The sequence below is a fragment of the Arthrobacter sp. RAF14 genome (assembly GCF_052114185.1).
Classification (GTDB): Bacteria; Actinomycetota; Actinomycetes; order Actinomycetales; family Micrococcaceae; genus Arthrobacter_E.
The window spans coordinates 1506499-1524058 of the sequence record NZ_JBFREG010000001.1 but is presented as its reverse complement, the minus strand read 5'-3'; the positions used below and the strand labels follow the sequence as shown (position 1 = coordinate 1524058).

At 66.3% G+C, this 17560-nt stretch carries 15 protein-coding genes and 1 pseudogene; 11 read left to right on the top strand and 5 right to left on the bottom strand.

All coding sequences use genetic code 11. The features are described 5' to 3' along the window. Positions 1–20 precede the first annotated feature (20 nt). A complete protein-coding gene (locus AB4Y75_RS07225; protein ID WP_441435162.1) occupies positions 21–1577 on the top strand; it encodes an LCP family protein in 1557 nt (518 codons plus the stop codon). Between the two features lie 79 nt (positions 1578–1656). Here the strand turns inward: AB4Y75_RS07225 and AB4Y75_RS07220 are convergent, their stop codons facing one another. Further along, positions 1657–3609 carry a M13 family metallopeptidase gene (locus AB4Y75_RS07220; protein ID WP_441435161.1) on the bottom strand — a complete coding sequence of 651 codons (1953 nt, stop codon included), beginning with the start codon at positions 3607–3609 and terminating at the stop codon, positions 1657–1659. Positions 3610–3850: 241 nt separating this feature from the next. Here AB4Y75_RS07220 and leuA point away from each other — a divergent pair, with 241 nt between their 5' ends. The 3 genes from leuA (at position 3851) to AB4Y75_RS07205 (ending at position 7286) form a co-directional block, all read left to right on the top strand. Then, the gene (gene leuA / locus AB4Y75_RS07215; protein WP_441435160.1) at positions 3851–5590 is read left to right on the top strand and encodes a 2-isopropylmalate synthase; all 1740 of its coding nucleotides are present in this window, start codon (positions 3851–3853) and stop codon (positions 5588–5590) included. 121 nt (positions 5591–5711) lie between these two features. Beyond that, positions 5712–6467 (top strand): DNA repair protein RecO, encoded by a 756-nt coding sequence (gene recO / locus AB4Y75_RS07210; protein WP_441435159.1) that lies wholly within the window; start codon positions 5712–5714, stop codon positions 6465–6467. Positions 6468–6485: 18 nt separating this feature from the next. Then, entirely contained in the window at positions 6486–7286 is an 801-nt protein-coding gene (locus AB4Y75_RS07205) for an isoprenyl transferase (RefSeq protein WP_441435158.1), read from the top strand. On the opposite strand, the gene AB4Y75_RS07200 is transcribed toward AB4Y75_RS07205, so the two are convergent. Together AB4Y75_RS07200 and AB4Y75_RS07195 are read right to left on the bottom strand one after the other, a co-directional pair. After that, positions 7253–8344, bottom strand: coding sequence for an alpha/beta hydrolase (locus AB4Y75_RS07200; protein WP_441435157.1), 1092 nt, complete (start codon positions 8342–8344; stop codon positions 7253–7255). The genes AB4Y75_RS07205 and AB4Y75_RS07200 overlap by 34 nt on opposite strands. A 34-nt stretch (positions 8345–8378) precedes the next feature. Next, on the bottom strand, positions 8379–9332 hold the full coding sequence (locus AB4Y75_RS07195; protein WP_441435156.1) for an alpha/beta hydrolase: 954 nt from the start codon (positions 9330–9332) through the stop codon (positions 8379–8381). A gap of 102 nt (positions 9333–9434) precedes the next feature. On the opposite strand from AB4Y75_RS07195, the gene AB4Y75_RS07190 reads away from it, so the two are divergent. Further along, the gene (locus tag AB4Y75_RS07190) at positions 9435–10502 is read left to right on the top strand and encodes a quinone-dependent dihydroorotate dehydrogenase (protein WP_441435155.1); all 1068 of its coding nucleotides are present in this window, start codon (positions 9435–9437) and stop codon (positions 10500–10502) included. A 131-nt stretch (positions 10503–10633) separates the two neighbouring features. Here AB4Y75_RS07190 and AB4Y75_RS07185 read toward each other — a convergent pair whose 3' ends face one another. Continuing rightward, entirely contained in the window at positions 10634–11215 is a 582-nt protein-coding gene (locus AB4Y75_RS07185; protein ID WP_441435154.1) for a DUF3043 domain-containing protein, read from the bottom strand. Positions 11216–11275: 60 nt separating this feature from the next. On the opposite strand from AB4Y75_RS07185, the gene AB4Y75_RS07180 reads away from it, so the two are divergent. The 5 genes and pseudogenes from AB4Y75_RS07180 to AB4Y75_RS07160 all read left to right on the top strand — a co-directional run bounded on the left by AB4Y75_RS07180 (position 11276) and on the right by AB4Y75_RS07160 (position 16202). Next, a complete protein-coding gene (locus AB4Y75_RS07180; protein WP_441435153.1) occupies positions 11276–12679 on the top strand; it encodes a dipeptidase in 1404 nt (467 codons plus the stop codon). A 156-nt stretch (positions 12680–12835) separates the two neighbouring features. Next, positions 12836–13093 (top strand): annotated as a pseudogene (locus AB4Y75_RS07175) (HesB/IscA family protein); the annotation flags it as partial. Between the two features lie 142 nt (positions 13094–13235). Then, positions 13236–14108, top strand: coding sequence for an aa3-type cytochrome oxidase subunit II (gene ctaC / locus AB4Y75_RS07170; protein ID WP_441435152.1), 873 nt, complete (start codon positions 13236–13238; stop codon positions 14106–14108). Between the two features lie 10 nt (positions 14109–14118). Next, positions 14119–15804 carry an aa3-type cytochrome oxidase subunit I gene (gene ctaD / locus AB4Y75_RS07165; protein WP_441435151.1) on the top strand — a complete coding sequence of 562 codons (1686 nt, stop codon included), beginning with the start codon at positions 14119–14121 and terminating at the stop codon, positions 15802–15804. Continuing rightward, positions 15801–16202 (top strand): cytochrome c oxidase subunit 4, encoded by a 402-nt coding sequence (locus tag AB4Y75_RS07160; protein WP_441435150.1) that lies wholly within the window; start codon positions 15801–15803, stop codon positions 16200–16202. Before ctaD ends, AB4Y75_RS07160 begins: the two co-directional genes overlap by 4 nt. A 79-nt stretch (positions 16203–16281) precedes the next feature. Here the strand turns inward: AB4Y75_RS07160 and AB4Y75_RS07155 are convergent, their stop codons facing one another. Further along, positions 16282–16557, bottom strand: a complete 276-nt coding sequence (locus AB4Y75_RS07155; RefSeq protein ID WP_441435149.1) for an HPr family phosphocarrier protein — start codon at positions 16555–16557, stop codon at positions 16282–16284. Positions 16558–16648: 91 nt separating this feature from the next. Here AB4Y75_RS07155 and AB4Y75_RS07150 point away from each other — a divergent pair, with 91 nt between their 5' ends. Then, the gene (locus AB4Y75_RS07150; RefSeq protein WP_441435148.1) at positions 16649–17443 is read left to right on the top strand and encodes a GntR family transcriptional regulator; all 795 of its coding nucleotides are present in this window, start codon (positions 16649–16651) and stop codon (positions 17441–17443) included. Positions 17444–17560 lie beyond the last annotated feature (117 nt).

Below are 17560 nucleotides of genomic sequence, written 5' to 3'. Positions count from 1 at the left end.
TGTTTCGAAAGGCCCTTTGAGTGACCAAGCCACCCCATGCCGCACGCCGGGCGGATCCCATGCGCCGCAAAGCGCGTGCCCACGCCGCTGACGCCAAGGTGCACGAGGCGCGCCATCTGACCCGCCCGTCCGGCGCCCCTCTCTGGGTGAAGATCACCGCGTGGGTCGTGAGTGTGGCTCTCATCGCGGTGCTCGGATTCGCCGGGTACTGGTACTTCCGTCTGCAGGGCAATCTCAACACGGCGCCCCTGACGGCGTCGGGCCGGGACAAGGGCTCCCTCAACGACGCCACGGACCGCTTGCAGATCCTGATCATGGGCACCGACACCCGCGACGGCAAGAACAAGGCGTACGGCACCTCGGACCAGTCGTCCGGCTACGGGAACTCCGACGTCATGATGCTCCTGGACATCTCGGCGGACAACCAGCGCGTCAGCATGGTGTCCTTCCCCCGTGACCTGGTGGTGTCGATCCCGCAGTGCACCGATCCCAAGACCAAGCAGGTCAAAGCTCCCCGCCCGGACGCGCAGATCAACAGCGCGATGTCTGAGGCGGGCCCGGGATGCACCGTGGACACCATCAACAAGCTCACCGGGCTCGAGATCGACCACTTCATGATGGCCGACTTCAACGCCGTCAAGGAGCTGTCCAACGAAGTGGGCGGCGTGGAGGTCTGCGTCAACGCCCCGATCGACGACCCGGATTCCCGCCTGAAGCTCCCTGCCGGTAAGTCCCTGGTCCAGGGCGATCAGGCCCTGGCCTTCCTGCGCAACCGTCACGGGGTGGGGGATGGCAGTGACATCACCCGCATCAAGTCGCAGCAGCAGTTCCTCGCGTCGCTGGCCCGGAAGGTGCGCAGCGACGGCACGCTGACGAACCTCCCGAAGCTCCTGGGCATCGCCGACACGGTCACCAAGAACCTGACGGTGGATGAGGGTCTGGCGAACCCCCAGACGCTCATCACCATCGCACAGCGTCTGCAGAAGGTGGACCTCGCCAAGGTGGCCTTCGTCACCGTGCCGTGGGAGCCTTCCGTGATCAACCCGACGGCGTGGGTGCAGCCCAAGGAACCCGATGCGGGCCAGCTGTTCAAGGCCATGCGGGAGGGCATCGACCTGACCAACCCCAACGCGCCGAAGCCGAAGCCCAAGCCGAGCGCGACCGCGTCGTCGACGCCTTCCGCCACCGCGACGAAGAAGCCGACGGTTCCCGCCGTCGACCAGTCGACCGCACCCGTGACCGTGGCGAATGCGACCGGCATCGAGGGCCGCAGCGAAGAGCTCAACACGTTCCTGCTGGCCAAGGGCTTCCTGGTGCAGGCGGCGGTCCCGGCGGACACCAGTGCGAAGACCGTGGTCTATTACTCCTCGGCCTACCGCGGTGCCGCGGTGAAGGTCGCCACCGCGCTGGGCATCCCGCAGGCCCAGCTCAAGGCCAGTGCGGACATCCTGGGCGTCCAGGTCGCGGTGGGCACCGACTTCACCTCGGGCACCGCCTACCAGACCGTGCAGCTGCCCAAGGACATCGTCGGTCAGACCGCCGCGGACCAGACCTGCGCGACGGCCTTCAGCGGCTGACCGTCCGGCAGCCGCTGCGGGAAACGGCGAGGGCCGTGAAGAGGATTCCTCTTCACGGCCCTCGCCGTTTCCCGGGCTGTCACCAGATGCGAACGCGTTCCTCCTCGGGCAGCCACATGCCGTCGCCCTCCTGGACGTCGAATGCCTCGTGGAAGGCATCGAGGTTCCGCACGGTCGCGTTGGCGCGGAACTCGTTGGGGGAGTGAGGATCGACCGTGACCCGGCGGATCGCCTCTTCGCTGCGGATCACCTGACGCCAGCTCGTGGCCCAGGCGAAGAAGAAACGCTGTGCTCCGCTGAGTCCGTCCAGCTCGGGAGCCGCGGCGCCGTCGAGGCTGGCCAGATAGGCCTTGTAAGCGATGCCGAGCCCGCCCAGGTCGCCGATGTTCTCACCCAGGGTCAGCTCACCGTTGACGTGGTGGCCGGGCGCCTCCGACGGCTCGAGTGCGTTGAACTGGTCCACCAGGCGGCGGGTCCGGCCCTCGAAGGCCTCACGGTCGGCGTCGGTCCACCAGTTCCGCAGCGTCCCGTCGCCGTCGTACTGTGATCCCTTGTCATCGAAGCCGTGCCCGATCTCGTGCCCGATGACGGCGCCGATCGCGCCGTAGTTCACCGCGTCATCGGCGTCGGCCTGGAAGAACGGGGGCTGAAGGATGGCGGCCGGGAACACGATCTCGTTCAGGACGGGGTGGTAGTAGGCGTTGACGGTCTGCGGCGTCATGAGCCACTTCTCGTGGTCGACCGGTTTGCCGACCTCGTCCAGGTGGCGGTCCACGTCGGCGCTGTGAGCGCGTTCCACGTTGCCGAGCAGGTCCGCGGGGTCGATGACCACGGAGGAGTAGTCGGTCCACTTGGCGGGGTAGCCGATCTTGGTCCGGAAGGAGTCCAGCTTCGCCAGGGCGCGCTCCTTGGTCGCCTCACCCATCCAGTCGAGGCCGGTGATGCTGCTGCGGTATGCCTCCACGAGGTTGCCCACGAGCTCCTCCATGCGGGCCTTGTGGCTCTCGGGGAAGTGCTTGCGCACGTACAGCTCGCCGATCGCCTCGCCGAGTGCATCCTCGACGACGGCGACGCCGCGCTTCCAGCGCTCCTTGAGTTCCGGGGTGCCGCTGAGCACGGTGCCGTAGAAGGCGAAGTTCTCCTGGACGAACGGGGAGGAGAGATACGGAGCGGCGGAGCCGATGATCCGTGCCGCGAGCCAGTCCCTCCAGCTCTGCGCGGGTTCGGAGGCGAGCAGCTCCAGCAGCGCCGGGAAGAACTCGGGGGTGCTGAGGACCACTTCGGACCAGACGGCAGGATCGATGCCGGCGGCTTCGAACCAGGCTCCGGCCAGAGGGAAGACCTCGGCGAAATCGGAGGCGCTGCGGAGGTTGTAGGTCTTCTGCGGGTCGCGCAGGGTGACCTTGTCCCAGTGCGCTGCCGCGATCCGTCGTTCGAGCGCGACGATGCGGGCTGCGGCGCCCTCGGGGTCCTCCCATTCGGCCAGGGTCAGGATCCGGCCGAGATGCTCCTGGTACTTGGCGACGGTGTCCGCGAACTGCTCCTCGCGGTAGTAGCTCTCGTCGGGAAGGCCGAGGCCTGACTGCCCGAGATACAGGAGCACCCGGGTGGGATCCCCGGCATCGGGGGAGGGGTAGAGGTAGAAGAGGCCGGGCACGTCCGACCGGAAGAGCTCGCCGACCCTCCGGATGATCGCTTCCGGGCCGTCGAGTGCTGCGAGGGACGCAAGCCGGTCACGGACCGGGTCCAGGCCGAGGGACTCGACCCGTTCTTCGTCCATGAAGCTCGCGTAGAGACCGCCGATCTGAGCCGCGATGCCGCCGTCGTCCTGGCCGCGGGCCGCGGCGTCCTCGATCAGTGTCCGGACCGCTTCCTCCGATGCGTCGCGGAGCGCGGTGAAGGTCCCTTCGAGGGACCGGTCATCGCGGATGGTGGTCGAGGACAGCCAGGCGCCGTTGACGTGGCGGTAGAAATCGTCCTGGGCTCTCGTCCCGGGGTCGACATGGCCGAGTTCAATACCGGAGGGGTTCAAGGGGGTATCTCTCCTACGCGCAATGGCCCTGGTCGGGCCACATGGTGGACATCGTGGTGATGCGGGACACCCTCATCCTAAGCACGTGCTAACCTGACAACGTGCATGCAGGGTTGCTTCTTCTTAGCTGCCGTGGCGAGGCCTGATTCTTTACCGATGTGAAGCTGGGCTCCCTCGTCGCGGAGTCTGTTGCGCCCGGCCATTTTGACAGCCCTCACGAGGAAAAGGCACCGGAATTCACATGCGAAATGCACAGCAGCCCTCGGGCATGCCCGTTCACCGTTACACCCCGTTCCACGAGCAGATCACCGTCGATCTGCCGGACCGGACCTGGCCGGACAAGCGGATCACCACGGCGCCCCGCTGGTGCGCGGTCGATCTGCGCGATGGGAATCAGGCCCTCATCGACCCGATGAGCCCGGCCCGCAAGATGAAGATGTTCGATCTGCTGGTCCGTATGGGCTACAAGGAGATCGAGGTCGGCTTCCCGTCCGCATCCCAGACCGACTTCGACTTCGTCCGGCAGCTGATCGAAGGCAACCACATCCCGGACGACGTGACCATCCAGGTGCTCACGCAGGCTCGGGAACACCTGATCGAGCGCACCTATGAGGCGATCACCGGCGCGAAGAACGTGATCGTCCACCTGTACAACTCCACCTCCACGCTGCAGCGGCGCGTCGTCTTCAAGCAGGACGAGGACGGCATTCTGGACATCGCCCTGCAGGGCGCCAGGCTGTGCAAGAAGTACGAGGAGACGCTGACGGACACCAACGTCACGTACGAGTACTCGCCCGAGTCCTTCACCGGAACCGAACTCGAATACGCGGTGCGGGTCTGCAACGCGGTCGCCGACATCTTCGAGGCGTCCGCGGACCGCCAGGTCATCATCAACCTGCCGGCCACGGTGGAGATGGCCACCCCGAACGTCTACGCCGATTCGATCGAGTGGATGCACCGCAATCTGCACCCGCGTGAGGGCATCATCCTCTCGCTGCACCCGCACAACGACCGGGGCACCGGCGTCGCGGCCGCCGAACTGGGCTACCTGGCCGGCGCCGACCGTATCGAGGGCTGCCTCTTCGGCAACGGCGAACGCACCGGCAACGTGGACCTGGTGACGCTGGGCCTGAACATGTTCGTCCAGGGCGTGGATCCGATGATCGACTTCTCGGACATCGACGAGATCCGCCGGACCGTGGAGTACTGCAACCAGCTGCCGGTCCCTGAGCGGTCGCCCTATGGCGGCGATCTGGTCTTCACGGCATTCTCCGGTTCGCACCAGGACGCCATCAAGAAGGGCCTGGAAGCGCTGGAACAGGACGCCGAAGCAGCGGGTGTCGAGGTGGACGAGTTCACCTGGCAGGTCCCGTACCTGCCGATCGATCCCAAGGATGTGGGCCGGAGCTACGAAGCGGTCATCCGCGTCAACTCGCAGTCCGGCAAGGGCGGCGTGGCCTACCTGCTGAAGTCCGAGCATCACCTGGACCTGCCCCGCCGTGCTCAGATCGAGTTCTCCGGCGTCATCCAGCGCCGCACGGACACCGTCGGTGGCGAAGTCAGCGCCGATGAACTCTGGAAGGCCTTCCAGGACGAGTACCTGCCCTCCAAGGACGCTGCCGGGCAGTGGGGGCGCTATGCCCTCGGCGCCACGCGCACCGAGTCCGACGAGGACGGCGCGGTGACCCTTCACGCCGCGATGCGCGTCGACGGTCAGCAGGTGGAGCGCACGGGCCACGGCAATGGCCCCATCGCCGCTCTGCTGGACATCCTGAGCAAGGACGGCGTCGACGTCCGGGTGCTCGATTACAGCGAGCACGCCCTGAGTGAGGGCGGCAACGCCCTCGCAGCCGCCTACGTCGAGTGTGCGGTGGGGGAGCGCGTCCTGTGGGGCACCGGTATCGACTCCAACACGAGCACCTCGTCCCTGAAGGCCGTCATCTCCGCCGTCAACCGGGCCATCCGGGACCGCTCCATCTGAGAACGTCCTCGCCGCCCGGCTTCACGGGCGTGGGACTGAAACACCGCCGGCCCCGGCGGCGCTCCGGCTCCCGGAGCGCCGCCGGGGGCTTTTCGGCGCCCGGAAGTGGGAGAATGGAACCGTGGCAGAGGCGAGCTTCACTTCACGTGCGTACCGCGACGACGCCGTCGTGCTGCGCACCCATAAGCTCGGTGAGGCGGACCGGATCCTGACCCTGCTCACCAAGCACCACGGCCAGATCCGCGCCGTGGCCCGCGGGGTCCGGCGGACCAGCAGCCGCTTCGGTTCACGGCTGGAGCCGTTCATGGTGGCCGATCTGCAATTGGTTCCGGGCCGCAGCCTGGAAGTGGTCACCCAGGCACAGAGCAAAGGCTCGTATGGACATGCGATCGCGTCCGACTACTCGCGCTACACCGTGGCCGCCGCGATGGTGGAGACGGCGGAGAAGCTGACCGACGTCGACGGCGATTCCGGCACGGCGCAGTACCTCCTCCTGGTAGGCGCCCTGGCCGCGCTGAGCCGCGGCGCCCATGCCCCCGGCCTGATCCTCGATTCCTATCTGCTCCGGGCACTGTCCACCGGCGGCTGGGCCCCGAGCTTCACCTCATGCGCACGGTGTGACGCGCCGGGTCCGCACACGGCATTCAACGCGTCCCTGGGCGGCATGGTCTGCGCGGACTGCCGTCCTCCGGGATCACCCGCCCCGGCGCCGGAGACCATCACCTTGCTCGCGGCACTGCTGAGCGGGGACTGGGACACGGCGGGGGAATCGACGGAGCGCTCCCGCGCCGAGGCGGCCGGTCTCGTGTCCGTCTATCTACAATGGCACCTGGAACGCAGGGTGAAGTCCTTGCAGCATGTCGACCGGTCATCCTGAACTGAGGAATTAACACACGTGTCCTTCTCTGATTCCGCCCAGCAGGGCTACGAATTCCCGTACCCCCACCCGAGTGGGGCGACGCCGCCTCGCATCCCGGCGGAGCTGGTCCCCGAGCATGTGGCGATCGTCATGGACGGGAACGGCCGCTGGGCGAATCTCCGGGGCCTGCCGCGGATCGAAGGGCACAAGGCGGGCGAGCCTGCGCTGCTCGACGTCGTCGCGGGGGCTATCGAGCTGGGCGTCAAGTACGTCACCGTGTACGCGTTCTCGACGGAGAACTGGAAGCGTTCCCCCGAGGAGGTCCGCTTCCTGATGGGATTTAACAAGGACGTACTACGCCGCCAGCGGGACCAGCTGAACCGCTGGGGTGTCCAGGTGCGCTGGTCCGGACGTCGTCCGCGGCTCTGGGGTTCCGTGATCCGGGAACTCGAGGAGGCGGAGAAGCTCACCCGTGCCAACACCCGCTGTGTGCTGACCATGTGCATCAACTACGGCGGCCGGGCGGAACTGGTGGACGGCTTCAACCGGATCGCGGAAGAGGTGGCGGCCGGACGCCTGAAGCCCGGCAAGATCACCGAGAAGACCATTCAGCGGCACCTTTACCAGCCCGATCTGCCGGACGTGGACCTGTTCATGCGTTCGTCGGGCGAGCAGCGTCTCTCGAACTTCCTGCCCTGGCAGTCCGCCTACGCGGAGTTCGTCTTCCTGGACGAGCTGTGGCCGGACGTGGACCGCACCACCTTGTACCGAGCGGTGGAGACGTACGCCCGTCGCGACCGGCGCTACGGCGCGGCGGTCGACTCGGCGGCGGTCTGAACGAGCCAGTCCATGGACTCCTTGTAGGCCTGCTCGCGGACCTGCCGGGAGGACATGAAGATGTCGTGGATGGCGCCTTGATAGCGGAAGACGGCCACCCGGCGGCTGATCCCCAGCGCCCGCTTGGCGGTCTCCTGCACATCGATCACGGCGTCCAGGGTCTGCAGTTCGTCGGTGTATCCGGTCTGGATCTTGCTCCGCTCACTCAGCATGATGAGCACCGGCGCGTCGATGTGCAGGCCGTGCTGCACGCGCGAGTGGCCGTTCATGACGGCTCGGATCCACCCGGCTCGGATGGGGAACGACTCCCGGGGCCGCCAGGCGGAGACGATGTGCCATTCGCCGTAGGCCTTGTCGCTGACGCTCTTCCAGTACGCGGGCATCTCAGGGAGCGGGAAGGCGTGCTTGGGGTCCGCCCTTGCGAAGGGCTCCACCAATTGGGCGGCGATGCTCCGGACCAGGGAACTGCCCTGCAATTCGAGCCAGGGGGAGTTCAGGATCACGCTGGCCAGGCGTCCCGGATTCCGGTCGGCCCAGAGCGCGGCGATGAGTCCACCCAGCGAATGGCCCATGAGATGCACCCGCAGGCGGTCCTCCGGCACACCTCGTAAGGCCGCCTCCTCGCGGATGACCGTGAGGGCCGCCTCGATGTCCTCGTCGTAGACGTCCAGATCATCCGTGAAGCCGGCGGTCTGATACTCGTGCAGGCTGCGGCCGAACTTGCGCAGATCCAGTGCATAGAAGCTCGCGCCGTGGTCCTCGAAGTAGTCGGCGAGTTCCGTCTGGAGGAAGTAGTCGGCCCAGCCGTGCAGATAGAGCACCACGTTGTGGTCCTCATGGTCATGGCGGAGCTCGCGGCGCTGCCGGACGGCCGCCAGCCAGGACGGCCAGTAGTGTTCACGCGCCGCGGTGGACAGTTCGCGCTTGGCCTTCCGCCGGACGAGCGTCGCGGAGACGGCGCCCTCGTCGTCCGGATTCAGGGGCAGCAGGCACTGTTCGAAGTCGTTGAACAGCACGTCCTGCTGCCACGTGCGGAGAGGCGGCGTGGAGCGCGTCATCGGGGAAGTCCTTTCACCGGGTCGGTCGTCGCTGTCAGAAGGTCCTCAGCCAGCGTCTCAGTCGATCGTAGGCCTCCTCGCGCACCGGGGCGGGGGAGAGGAAGACGTCGTGCAGCGCGCCGTCGACCCGCTCGAGGGTGACCGAGGTGCCGAGTTCCAGGGCGCGAACAGCCATCGTGTTGACGTCCAGGACGGCGTCGCTCCGCCGCATGTCCTCCCGCCACAGAGGGCCGTTGGAGCTGGAGGCGGACAGCAGGACCACGATCGGCACGGAGAGCCGCAGCCCCCTGGCCACCTTGCTCTGGCCGCTCAGGATGGCACTCAGCCAGCCCGCCCTGACCGGGAACGCGAGGGGAGGGCGGTAGCGGTCGTCCAGTTCCCATTCGCCTTCCGCCTCGGAGCTGATACTCCGCCAGTAGAACCCCCGTTCCGGGAGCCGCAGCACGGTCTTCGGGCGCACCAGGGACAGCGGGGCCAGGAGCGATCGCGCGGCGTGACGGACCACAGGGCTGCCATGCATCTCCAGCCAGGGGCTGTTGAGGATCAGGCCGTCCACCTGGCCTGGATGGCCGGCGGCCCACAGGCTGGCCACCAGACCGCCGGCGGAATGCCCCATGAGAAGCAAGGGATGGCCGGGCGCACGGTCCTGCCCGCAGATCTCCAACGCTGCTCTGATGTCCAGATCGTAGTGCGCCAGATCGGCGACGTAGCCCCCGGGAAGGTCCGGGCGCAGGCTCCGGCCATGGTTGTGGAGGTCCAGTGCGTAAAACGCGAAACCTTGAGCGGCGAAGAACTCCGCCAGTTCGCGGTTGAAGAAGTAGTCACTCCAGCCATGGAGGAACAGCACCGTTCCTCGGCGCTCCGGTGAAGAGCCGCCGGTCTTGCCCAGGTGGCGGATGAGGGTGGCGGTCTGCTGCGCGCCGTCCCTCAGGGTGCGCAGTTCCAGAGACTCGAACGACGGCCCCAGGATGTCCGGCTGCCACTCCATGTCTCCTCCTCAGAGCCGTTCCGACCCGTGTTTTCATCCTATGCCCGGGCCCGTGACGTGGGCTCATTTGTGCGGACAGGTCGGAACGGAAAAAATAGGGTCATGCGCATCTATCCCACCGTATTCCGTGTCGCCTTCTCCTGGATGGATCCCGAGAAGGCTCATCGGATCGGTTACCAGGCCATCCGGTTCTTCAACAAGGCCGGAGCCGCGGGGCTTCTCCACCGACTCAACCGCCCCGATCCGTCGCTCCGGACCAGGGTTCTGGGGATCGACTTCCCCTCGCCGTTCGGGCTGGCAGCCGGCTTCGACAAGGAGGGACTCGCGATCGAGGCGCTGGCCGCCATGGGATTCGGTCACATCGAAGCGGGGACGATCACCGGTGCAGCGCAGCCGGGCAATGAGAAGCCGCGTCTGTTCCGCCTCGTGGAGGACCGCGCGGTCATCAACCGGATGGGATTCAACAACGACGGCGCCGAGCACGTCGCGCCGCGCATCGCCGCCGCTCGTGCGGCACTGAGCCGCCGTCACCCGGGCGTACGGCCTGTGATCGGTGTGAACATCGGCAAGACCAAGCTGGTCGAGCTCGAGCATGCCGTGGAGGACTATCTGGTCAGCACCCGCGCGCTGGCCCCCCACGCCGACTACCTCGTGGTGAATGTCAGCTCTCCCAACACGCCGGGTCTCCGGCTTCTGCAGAACGTGGAATCGCTTCGCCCCCTTCTGGAGGCCGTGTCGGCGGAAGCGGATCGCAGTGCGGGCCGCCACGTGCCCCTGCTGGTCAAGATCGCTCCGGACCTCAGCGACGAGGACCTGGACGACGTCGCTCGCCTGGCGATCGACCTCGGACTGGACGGCATCATCGCCACCAACACGACCATCGGCCGGGAAGGCCTGAGCGCGCCGGCCGAGAAGGTGGAGGCCTGCGGCGCCGGCGGGCTGTCCGGGGCGCCGCTCAAGGCCCGGTCCCTGGATGTCCTGCGCCGACTGCGGGGTCAGGTCCCTGCCGACATGGTGATCATCTCGGTGGGCGGCGTCGAGACCGCTGCCGACGTCCAGGAACGCCTCGACGCGGGAGCCGACCTGGTCCAGGGCTACACCGCTTTCCTCTACGAGGGTCCGTTCTGGGCCGGCCACATCAACAAGGGCCTCGCCAAGCTCCGCCGCTGAGTCCAGGCTCAGGCTCCGCCGCCGGACCCGGATCGCCGAAAGGGTTCGGATGTCGAAAAAGGGCCCCGGCCGTGAACATCACGGCCGGGGCCCTTTCGATGGAAGGAGACGGCTGTCCGGCCGTCGCGGGGTCAGCTGGGACGCTGGCCGCGGCTGACCTGCGGCTTCGGCAGGCGTAGCTTGCGGAACTGCAGAGCCCGCATGGAGCCGTACCAGATGGTGCCGCGTTCCACGGAGCCGAACTTGGCCGTCAGGGCCTTCTTCAGTCGACGGCTCAGCAGGAAGGTGTCGACGAAGACCACCAGGAACATGACCCAGAACGCGCCCAGGACGATGAACTGCGAGTCGCTGCGCTGCGGGATCACCAGGGACGCCACCACGAAGATCAGGGCACCGAACATCAGGAACTCACCCGCACTGAAGCGGGAGTCCACGAAGTCGCGGGCGAAGCGCTTCTGCGGTCCCTTGTCACGCACCGGCAGGAAACGCTCGTCACCGGTGTCCATCGCACTGCGCACCTTGGCGCGCTGCTCGGCCACGGCGAGCCGCTCGGCCTGCTTCGAGGCTTTGCGGTCCTCAGGAACCAGGGGCCGCTTCCGTGCGGCGACCTGGTCCTTCCGCTTCGGGGTCGGGGCTCCCTTGCCGATCACAGGAGCTTCGGAACCGGTCTCCGGCTCGGCGGGCAGGGGCTCATCCTTCTTACGTCCAAACACCCCACAAGGATACTCGGTGCCGGTGGCTCGGCTGGCACGCCGCTTCGGTAGTCTTTCAGCATGACTTCTCACGAGGAAAACAGCCTGCCCGCAGCCGGTCGCCACAGCGCGGCCCTGCGCGCCGCCATCGACGAATCCTTCGCCTCCACCGTGGCGACCCTCAAGGACCTCGTCGCCATTCCCGGGATCGCCTGGGCGAGCTTCGACGCCGCCCAGCTGGACCGCAGCGCCGAGGCCGTCGCGGCCCTCGCCTCGGCCGCCGGATTCCCCGATGTCGCCGTGCACCGCGCCCTCAAAGCCGATGGCACTCCCGGCGGGCCCGCCGTCGTCGCCCGCCGCTCCGCCGCGGAGGGCAAGCCGACCGTCCTGCTGTACGCACACCACGACGTCCAGCCGCCGGGGGAGCCGGCGCTCTGGGAGTCCGAGCCGTTCGTGGCCGTCGAGCGCGACGGACGCCTGTACGGCCGCGGCGCGGCGGATGACAAAGCAGGCATCATGGTGCACCTGTCGGCCAGCGCCGCCGTCGCCAAGGTGCTCGGTGACGAACTCGGTCTCGGTGTGACGCTGTTCATCGAAGGTGAGGAGGAGGCCGGCTCGCCGACGTTCCGCACTTTCCTGGAGGAGCATCAGGCCGAGCTCGAAGCCGACGTCATCATCGTGGCCGACTCCAGCAACTGGAAGGTCGGCATCCCGGCCCTGACCACCAGCCTCCGGGGCCTCGTCGACGGCGTGGTCGAGGTCCGCGTCCTGGATCACGCGGTGCACTCGGGAATGTTCGGCGGTCCCGTGCTCGACGCGCCGACGCTTCTGGCGCGCCTCATCAGCACTTTCCATGACGAGCGCGGAAACGTCGCGATCGAGGGTCTGGTCTCGAGCGATGATTCCGACGTCGACATGCCGGAGGAGGACTTCCGGGCCGACGCCTCCGTCCTGCCGGGCGTCCAGCTCGCGGGGGAGGGCAGCCTGACCTCCCGTATCTGGACCAAGCCGGCGCTTTCGATCATCGGGATCGACGCTCCGAGCATCGACGTGGCGAGCAACACGCTGCTCCCGATGGCACGGGCGAAGTTCAGCCTGCGCATCGCTCCCGGTCAGGACCCGGTGTCCGCGATGAAGGCGGTGGAGGAGCATGTGAAGGCTCACGCGCCGTTCGGCGCGCAGGTCACATTCACACCGGGGGAGATGGGCAACCCGTTCGCCGTGGACATGCAGTCGCCGGCGGCGTCCGCCATGATGGCCGCTCTCGCCGAAGCATGGGGGACCGGTTCCGTCGGAACCGGCATCGGCGGCTCGATCCCGTTCATCGCGGAACTCGTGGAGGTCTACCCCCAGGCCCAGATCCTGGTCACCGGCGTGGAGGACCCCGATTCACGCGCACACAGCGCCAACGAGTCGCTGCATCTCGAGGAGTTCCGCAAGGCCATCCTGGCCGAGGCGCTGCTCCTGGCGGATCTGAACGGCTGAATCGGAAGCCGGTGCGGCACCGGCCGGGAAGAACGCGGGCCGTTCCCGCGTTGACTCCTATTAAGGCTGCGCCGTGATCCGCCGTAGCATAGTAGGAGAGCCAGCAGTGTCCTGGGGTCATGACAGGCCTTGGGAAAAGTGAAAGAGGAGAGATCCATGAGCACCAGCACCAGCGAGAATGTCGCTGTCACCACGGATGACGAGCTTCCCACCCACGAGGTCCAGCTCAGCGACGTAGCCGCTGGCAAGGTCCGCAGCCTCCTGGAGCAGGAGGGCCGCACGGATCTGCGTCTGCGCGTCGCCGTTCAGCCCGGTGGCTGCTCCGGCCTGATCTACCAGCTCTACTTCGACGAGCGTCTGCTCGACGGCGACGCCGTCCGGGACTTCGACGGCGTGGAGGTCGTGGTTCGCACCTCATCAAGAATGTGCGAGGCACACGGCTGTTGTGTGAGCAAAACGCGGCCCATCGCGGTAAGCTCTACATCGGGTAGTAAAACTCCACGCGGTGGTGCCAAAAAACGGCGCCACATGCTGAAACAAAGAGGAAGGGCCGTCTGTGAGTTCGCAGAACCGAACCGGCAGCCGACGCGGTAAGATCACGGCGATCACCGGCGTCGCCGTGGCCGGTGCGTTGGCATTGACCGGATGTTCATCGGAGGTCGCCAGGGGGTGGTTGCCGTCGGAGAAGGACGTCACCAATCACACTGGCCGGATCATTGACCTCTGGGTGAACTCGTGGATCGCCGCCATCGCCGTTGGGTTTGTCACCTGGGGTTTGATCATCTGGTGCATCATCGCCTATCGGCGCCGCAAGGGCACCACCGGATTCCCCAAGCAGCTGAGCTACAACCTGCCGCTCGAGGTCTTCTACTTGACCATCCCGCTCTTCATGGTCCTGGTGTTCTTCTACTTCACCGACCGTGATCAGCAGGCCATCGATGACCGGTCCAAGCCGGCCGATGTGGTGGTTGACGTCCGTGGCAAGCAGTGGGCCTGGGACTTCAACTACAAGCAGGGCAATGTCGTCCAGCAGCCGGTCTACGAAGGTGGCGTCCAGGCGCACCTCACCGGCCAGGAAGTGGACAAGGACAAGCTCCCCACGCTGTACCTCCCGGTGAACAAGAGCGTCGAGCTGGAGCTGAACTCCCGTGACGTCATCCACTCCTTCTGGGTTCCCGCCTTCCTGCAGAAGCGCGACATGATCCCCGGCAAGACGAACTACCTGAACTTCACCCCCACCAAGGAAGGCACTTACGACGGTAAGTGCGCCGAACTCTGCGGTGAGTACCACTCCGAGATGCTCTTCCGCGTGAAGGTCGTCTCCGAGACCGAGTTCCAGGCTCACATGGATGAACTCCGCAAGCAGGGCAACACGGGCGAGCTTGGCTCCAAGTACGACCGCAACCCCAATCTGAACGAAAAGAAGTAAGGGACGTCTCGTGGCTACCTACACTCAACCCTCCGGGGTCCTGGAGGCACCCGTCGTGCCGAAATCCAAGGGCCGGATCGTGGTCAACTGGATCACGTCGACCGACCACAAGACGATCGGCTACATGTACCTGATCGCCTCCTTCATCTTCTTCTGCCTGGGTGGCGTCATGGCGCTGCTCATCCGTGCGGAGCTGTTTGAACCCGGTATGCAGATCCTGCAGACCAAGGAGCAGTACAACCAGCTGTTCACGATGCACGGCACCGTCATGCTCCTGATGTTCGCCACCCCGCTGTTCGCGGGCTTCGCCAACGTCATCATGCCGCTGCAGATCGGTGCTCCCGATGTGGCCTTCCCGCGTCTGAACGCGCTGGCCTTCTGGTTCTTCCTCTTCGGCTCCACCATCGCGGTCTCCGGCTTCATCACCCCGCAGGGCGCCGCCTCCTTCGGCTGGTTCGCCTACGCGCCGCTGTCCAACACCACGTTCTCCCCGGGCGTGGGCGGTGACCTCTGGGTCTTCGGCCTGGGTCTCTCCGGCTTCGGCACCATCCTCGGTGCGGTCAACTTCATCACCACGATCATCTGCATGCGTGCCCCCGGCATGACCATGTGGCGCATGCCGATCTTCACGTGGAACACGCTGATCACCGCGATCCTGGTCCTGATGGCCTTCCCGCCGCTGGCCGCCGCTCTGTTCGGCCTCGGCGCCGACCGTCGCTTCGGTGCGCACATCTTCGATCCTGAGAACGGTGGCGCTGTCCTCTGGCAGCACCTGTTCTGGTTCTTCGGACACCCTGAGGTGTACATCATCGCCCTGCCGTTCTTCGGCATCGTCTCCGAGATCTTCCCGGTGTTCAGCCGCAAGCCGATCTTCGGGTACAAGGGTCTGGTCTACGCGACCATCTCCATCGCCGCCCTGTCCGTCACCGTGTGGGCTCACCACATGTACGTGACCGGTTCCGTGCTGCTGCCGTTCTTCTCCTTCATGACGATGCTGATCGCGGTTCCGACCGGCGTGAAGTTCTTCAACTGGATCGGAACGCTCTGGGGCGGTTCGATCACCTTCGAGACGCCTATGCTCTGGAGCCTCGGCTTCATGGTGACCTTCCTCTTCGGCGGTCTGACCGGCATCATCCTGTCCTCCCCGCCGCTGGACTTCCACCTCTCCGACAGCTACTTCGTGGTGGCGCACTTCCACTACGTGGTGTTCGGAACCGTGGTGTTCGCGATGTTCGCAGGCTTCTACTTCTGGTGGCCGAAGTGGACCGGCAAGATGCTCAACGAGCGCCTCGGCAAGATCCACTTCTGGCTCCTGTTCCTGGGCTTCCACGGCACCTTCCTGATCCAGCACTGGCTGGGTGTGCTCGGCATGCCGCGTCGTTACGCGGATTACATGCCGCAGGACAACTTCACGTTCATGAACCAGTTCTCCACCATCTCCTCCTTCGTTCTCGGCGCCTCGCTGATCCCGTTCTTCTGGAACGTGTACATCACCTGGCGCAGCGACAAGAAGGTCACCGTGGATGACCCGTGGGGCTTCGGCGCTTCGCTCGAGTGGGCCACGTCCTGCCCGCCGCCGCGTCACAACTTCACTTCCATCCCGCGCATCCGGTCCGAGCGTCCCGCGCTTGACCTGCACCACCCGGAGCTGGCCCCCGCGCACACCTCCGCAGTCTCGAAGGGAGTGGCCAAGTGAAAATCGAGTCCTGGCTCTTCGGAACCGGCGTCTTCTTCTTCGTCCCGGTCTCCATCGTCTACGGCGTCCTGACCAACTGGACCGAGTGGGTCGGCATCCTGGGCATCCTGCTCGTGGGTGGCCTGGCCGGCATGATCGGCTTCTACCTCGGATTCACCGGCAAGCGTGTCGGCATGCGTCCCGAGGACCGCGAGGATGCCGAAATCCATGAGGGCGCCGGCGAGCAGGGTCACTTCAGCCCCTGGAGCTGGTGGCCCCTGGTACTCGGCCTGGCCTGTGCCGGCGGTTTCCTCGGCCTGGCGGTCGGCTGGTGGATCCTGTTCATCGCAGCAGGCCTCGCGGTCGTGGCCCTGGTCGGCTGGGTGTTCGAGTACAGCCGCGGCGATCACGCTCACTGATCACTCGGCTCACGCCGCCGTCGTCGTTTTCGTCTGTGGGGGAGTGTGAGCCCCGTCAGGCGCCTTGCGGCGCCGTCGCCTAGTCCTGGGACTCGAGAAGATCGCGGAGGCTCTCCAGCGTGCTCAGCGCCTCCGGTGTGCCGTACCGTTCGTCGTCGAGCCCCAGCAGAACCTCGGTGCCCTGAGTGAAGTCCGCGGTCATGACCTCCAGGAGCGATCGGGCGTCCACCGGTTCCTGCCCTTGCTGGGTGATGGTCACCGGCAGCAAGGTTTCGGCGACGGCACGGACGAACTGGGCGGCCGGGCGCGCGTGCAAGCCGATGGCGGCAGCGATTCGGGCGCGGACAACGGGCACAGGGACTCCTCGGGGATTCATTAGACCGGTACAGCTATCTGAACAAGAATAGTAGCTGTCCCATGGTCCACGTTTCGTTGCGGAGAACAGCATGCCCCCCAGTGCGTCAGCCATCAGTGGAGAGATCGACAGGGAGAGCCCTGTGCCGCTCTATGAGCAGCTCAAATCGCTGCTGCTGGTCTTCATCGACACCAAGTGCCAGCCGGGCACTGAGCTGCCCTCTGAGCGCACCCTGTGTGAGCGTTTCGGTCTGGCACGGATGACCGTGCGGCAGGCACTCGACTCGTTGGCCCGCGACAATGTGGTCGACCGCATGGTGGGGGTCGGGACCTTCGTGCACCGTCCGAAGATGGACCTTCAGCTCAAGCTGACCTCGTACAGCGAGGAGATGCAGCGCCGTGGCATGGTGCCGACGTCCCGTGTGCTCAGCTTCGAGGAGATCCATTCCAACGCACACCTGGCCCGGGAGCTTGAGGTTCCCGAGGGCACCGCCGTGGTGCGCTTCAGGCGGCTCCTGCTGGCCGACAATGAACCGATGAGCGTCGATGAGAACTTCATCGTGTCCTCCAGGGCGCCGGGGATCACGGCGGGGAAGGCGCCGGTGTCCCTGTACGGCGAGCTCGAACAGAACTATGGCCTGGTGATGGACTGGGGTGAGGACATCGTCGAGGCGACGGCTGCGAGTCCCTCCGTGGCCACGCTCCTCAAAGTCGACATCGGGTCACCGCTGCTGAAGATCCAGCGGCACGCCTATGTGGCGGACACCGTGGTGGACTATTCGGTCTCGTACTACCGGGCCGATCGCTATTCGCTCCGGGTCCCTCTGCAGCGTCAGGGGAAGAAGTCGCCCCGCAACTACCGGGCCGCCCCGCCGCCGCGTCCCTGAGCCGCGCTGCCTGGCGGATGGGGGACCGGCCTGGTCTCCCACTCCGCATCCGGACACAGGCCGGCCCCCACAGCCCCGGGACAGCGAAAGGGCCCCATCCAGTTTCCTGGATGGAGC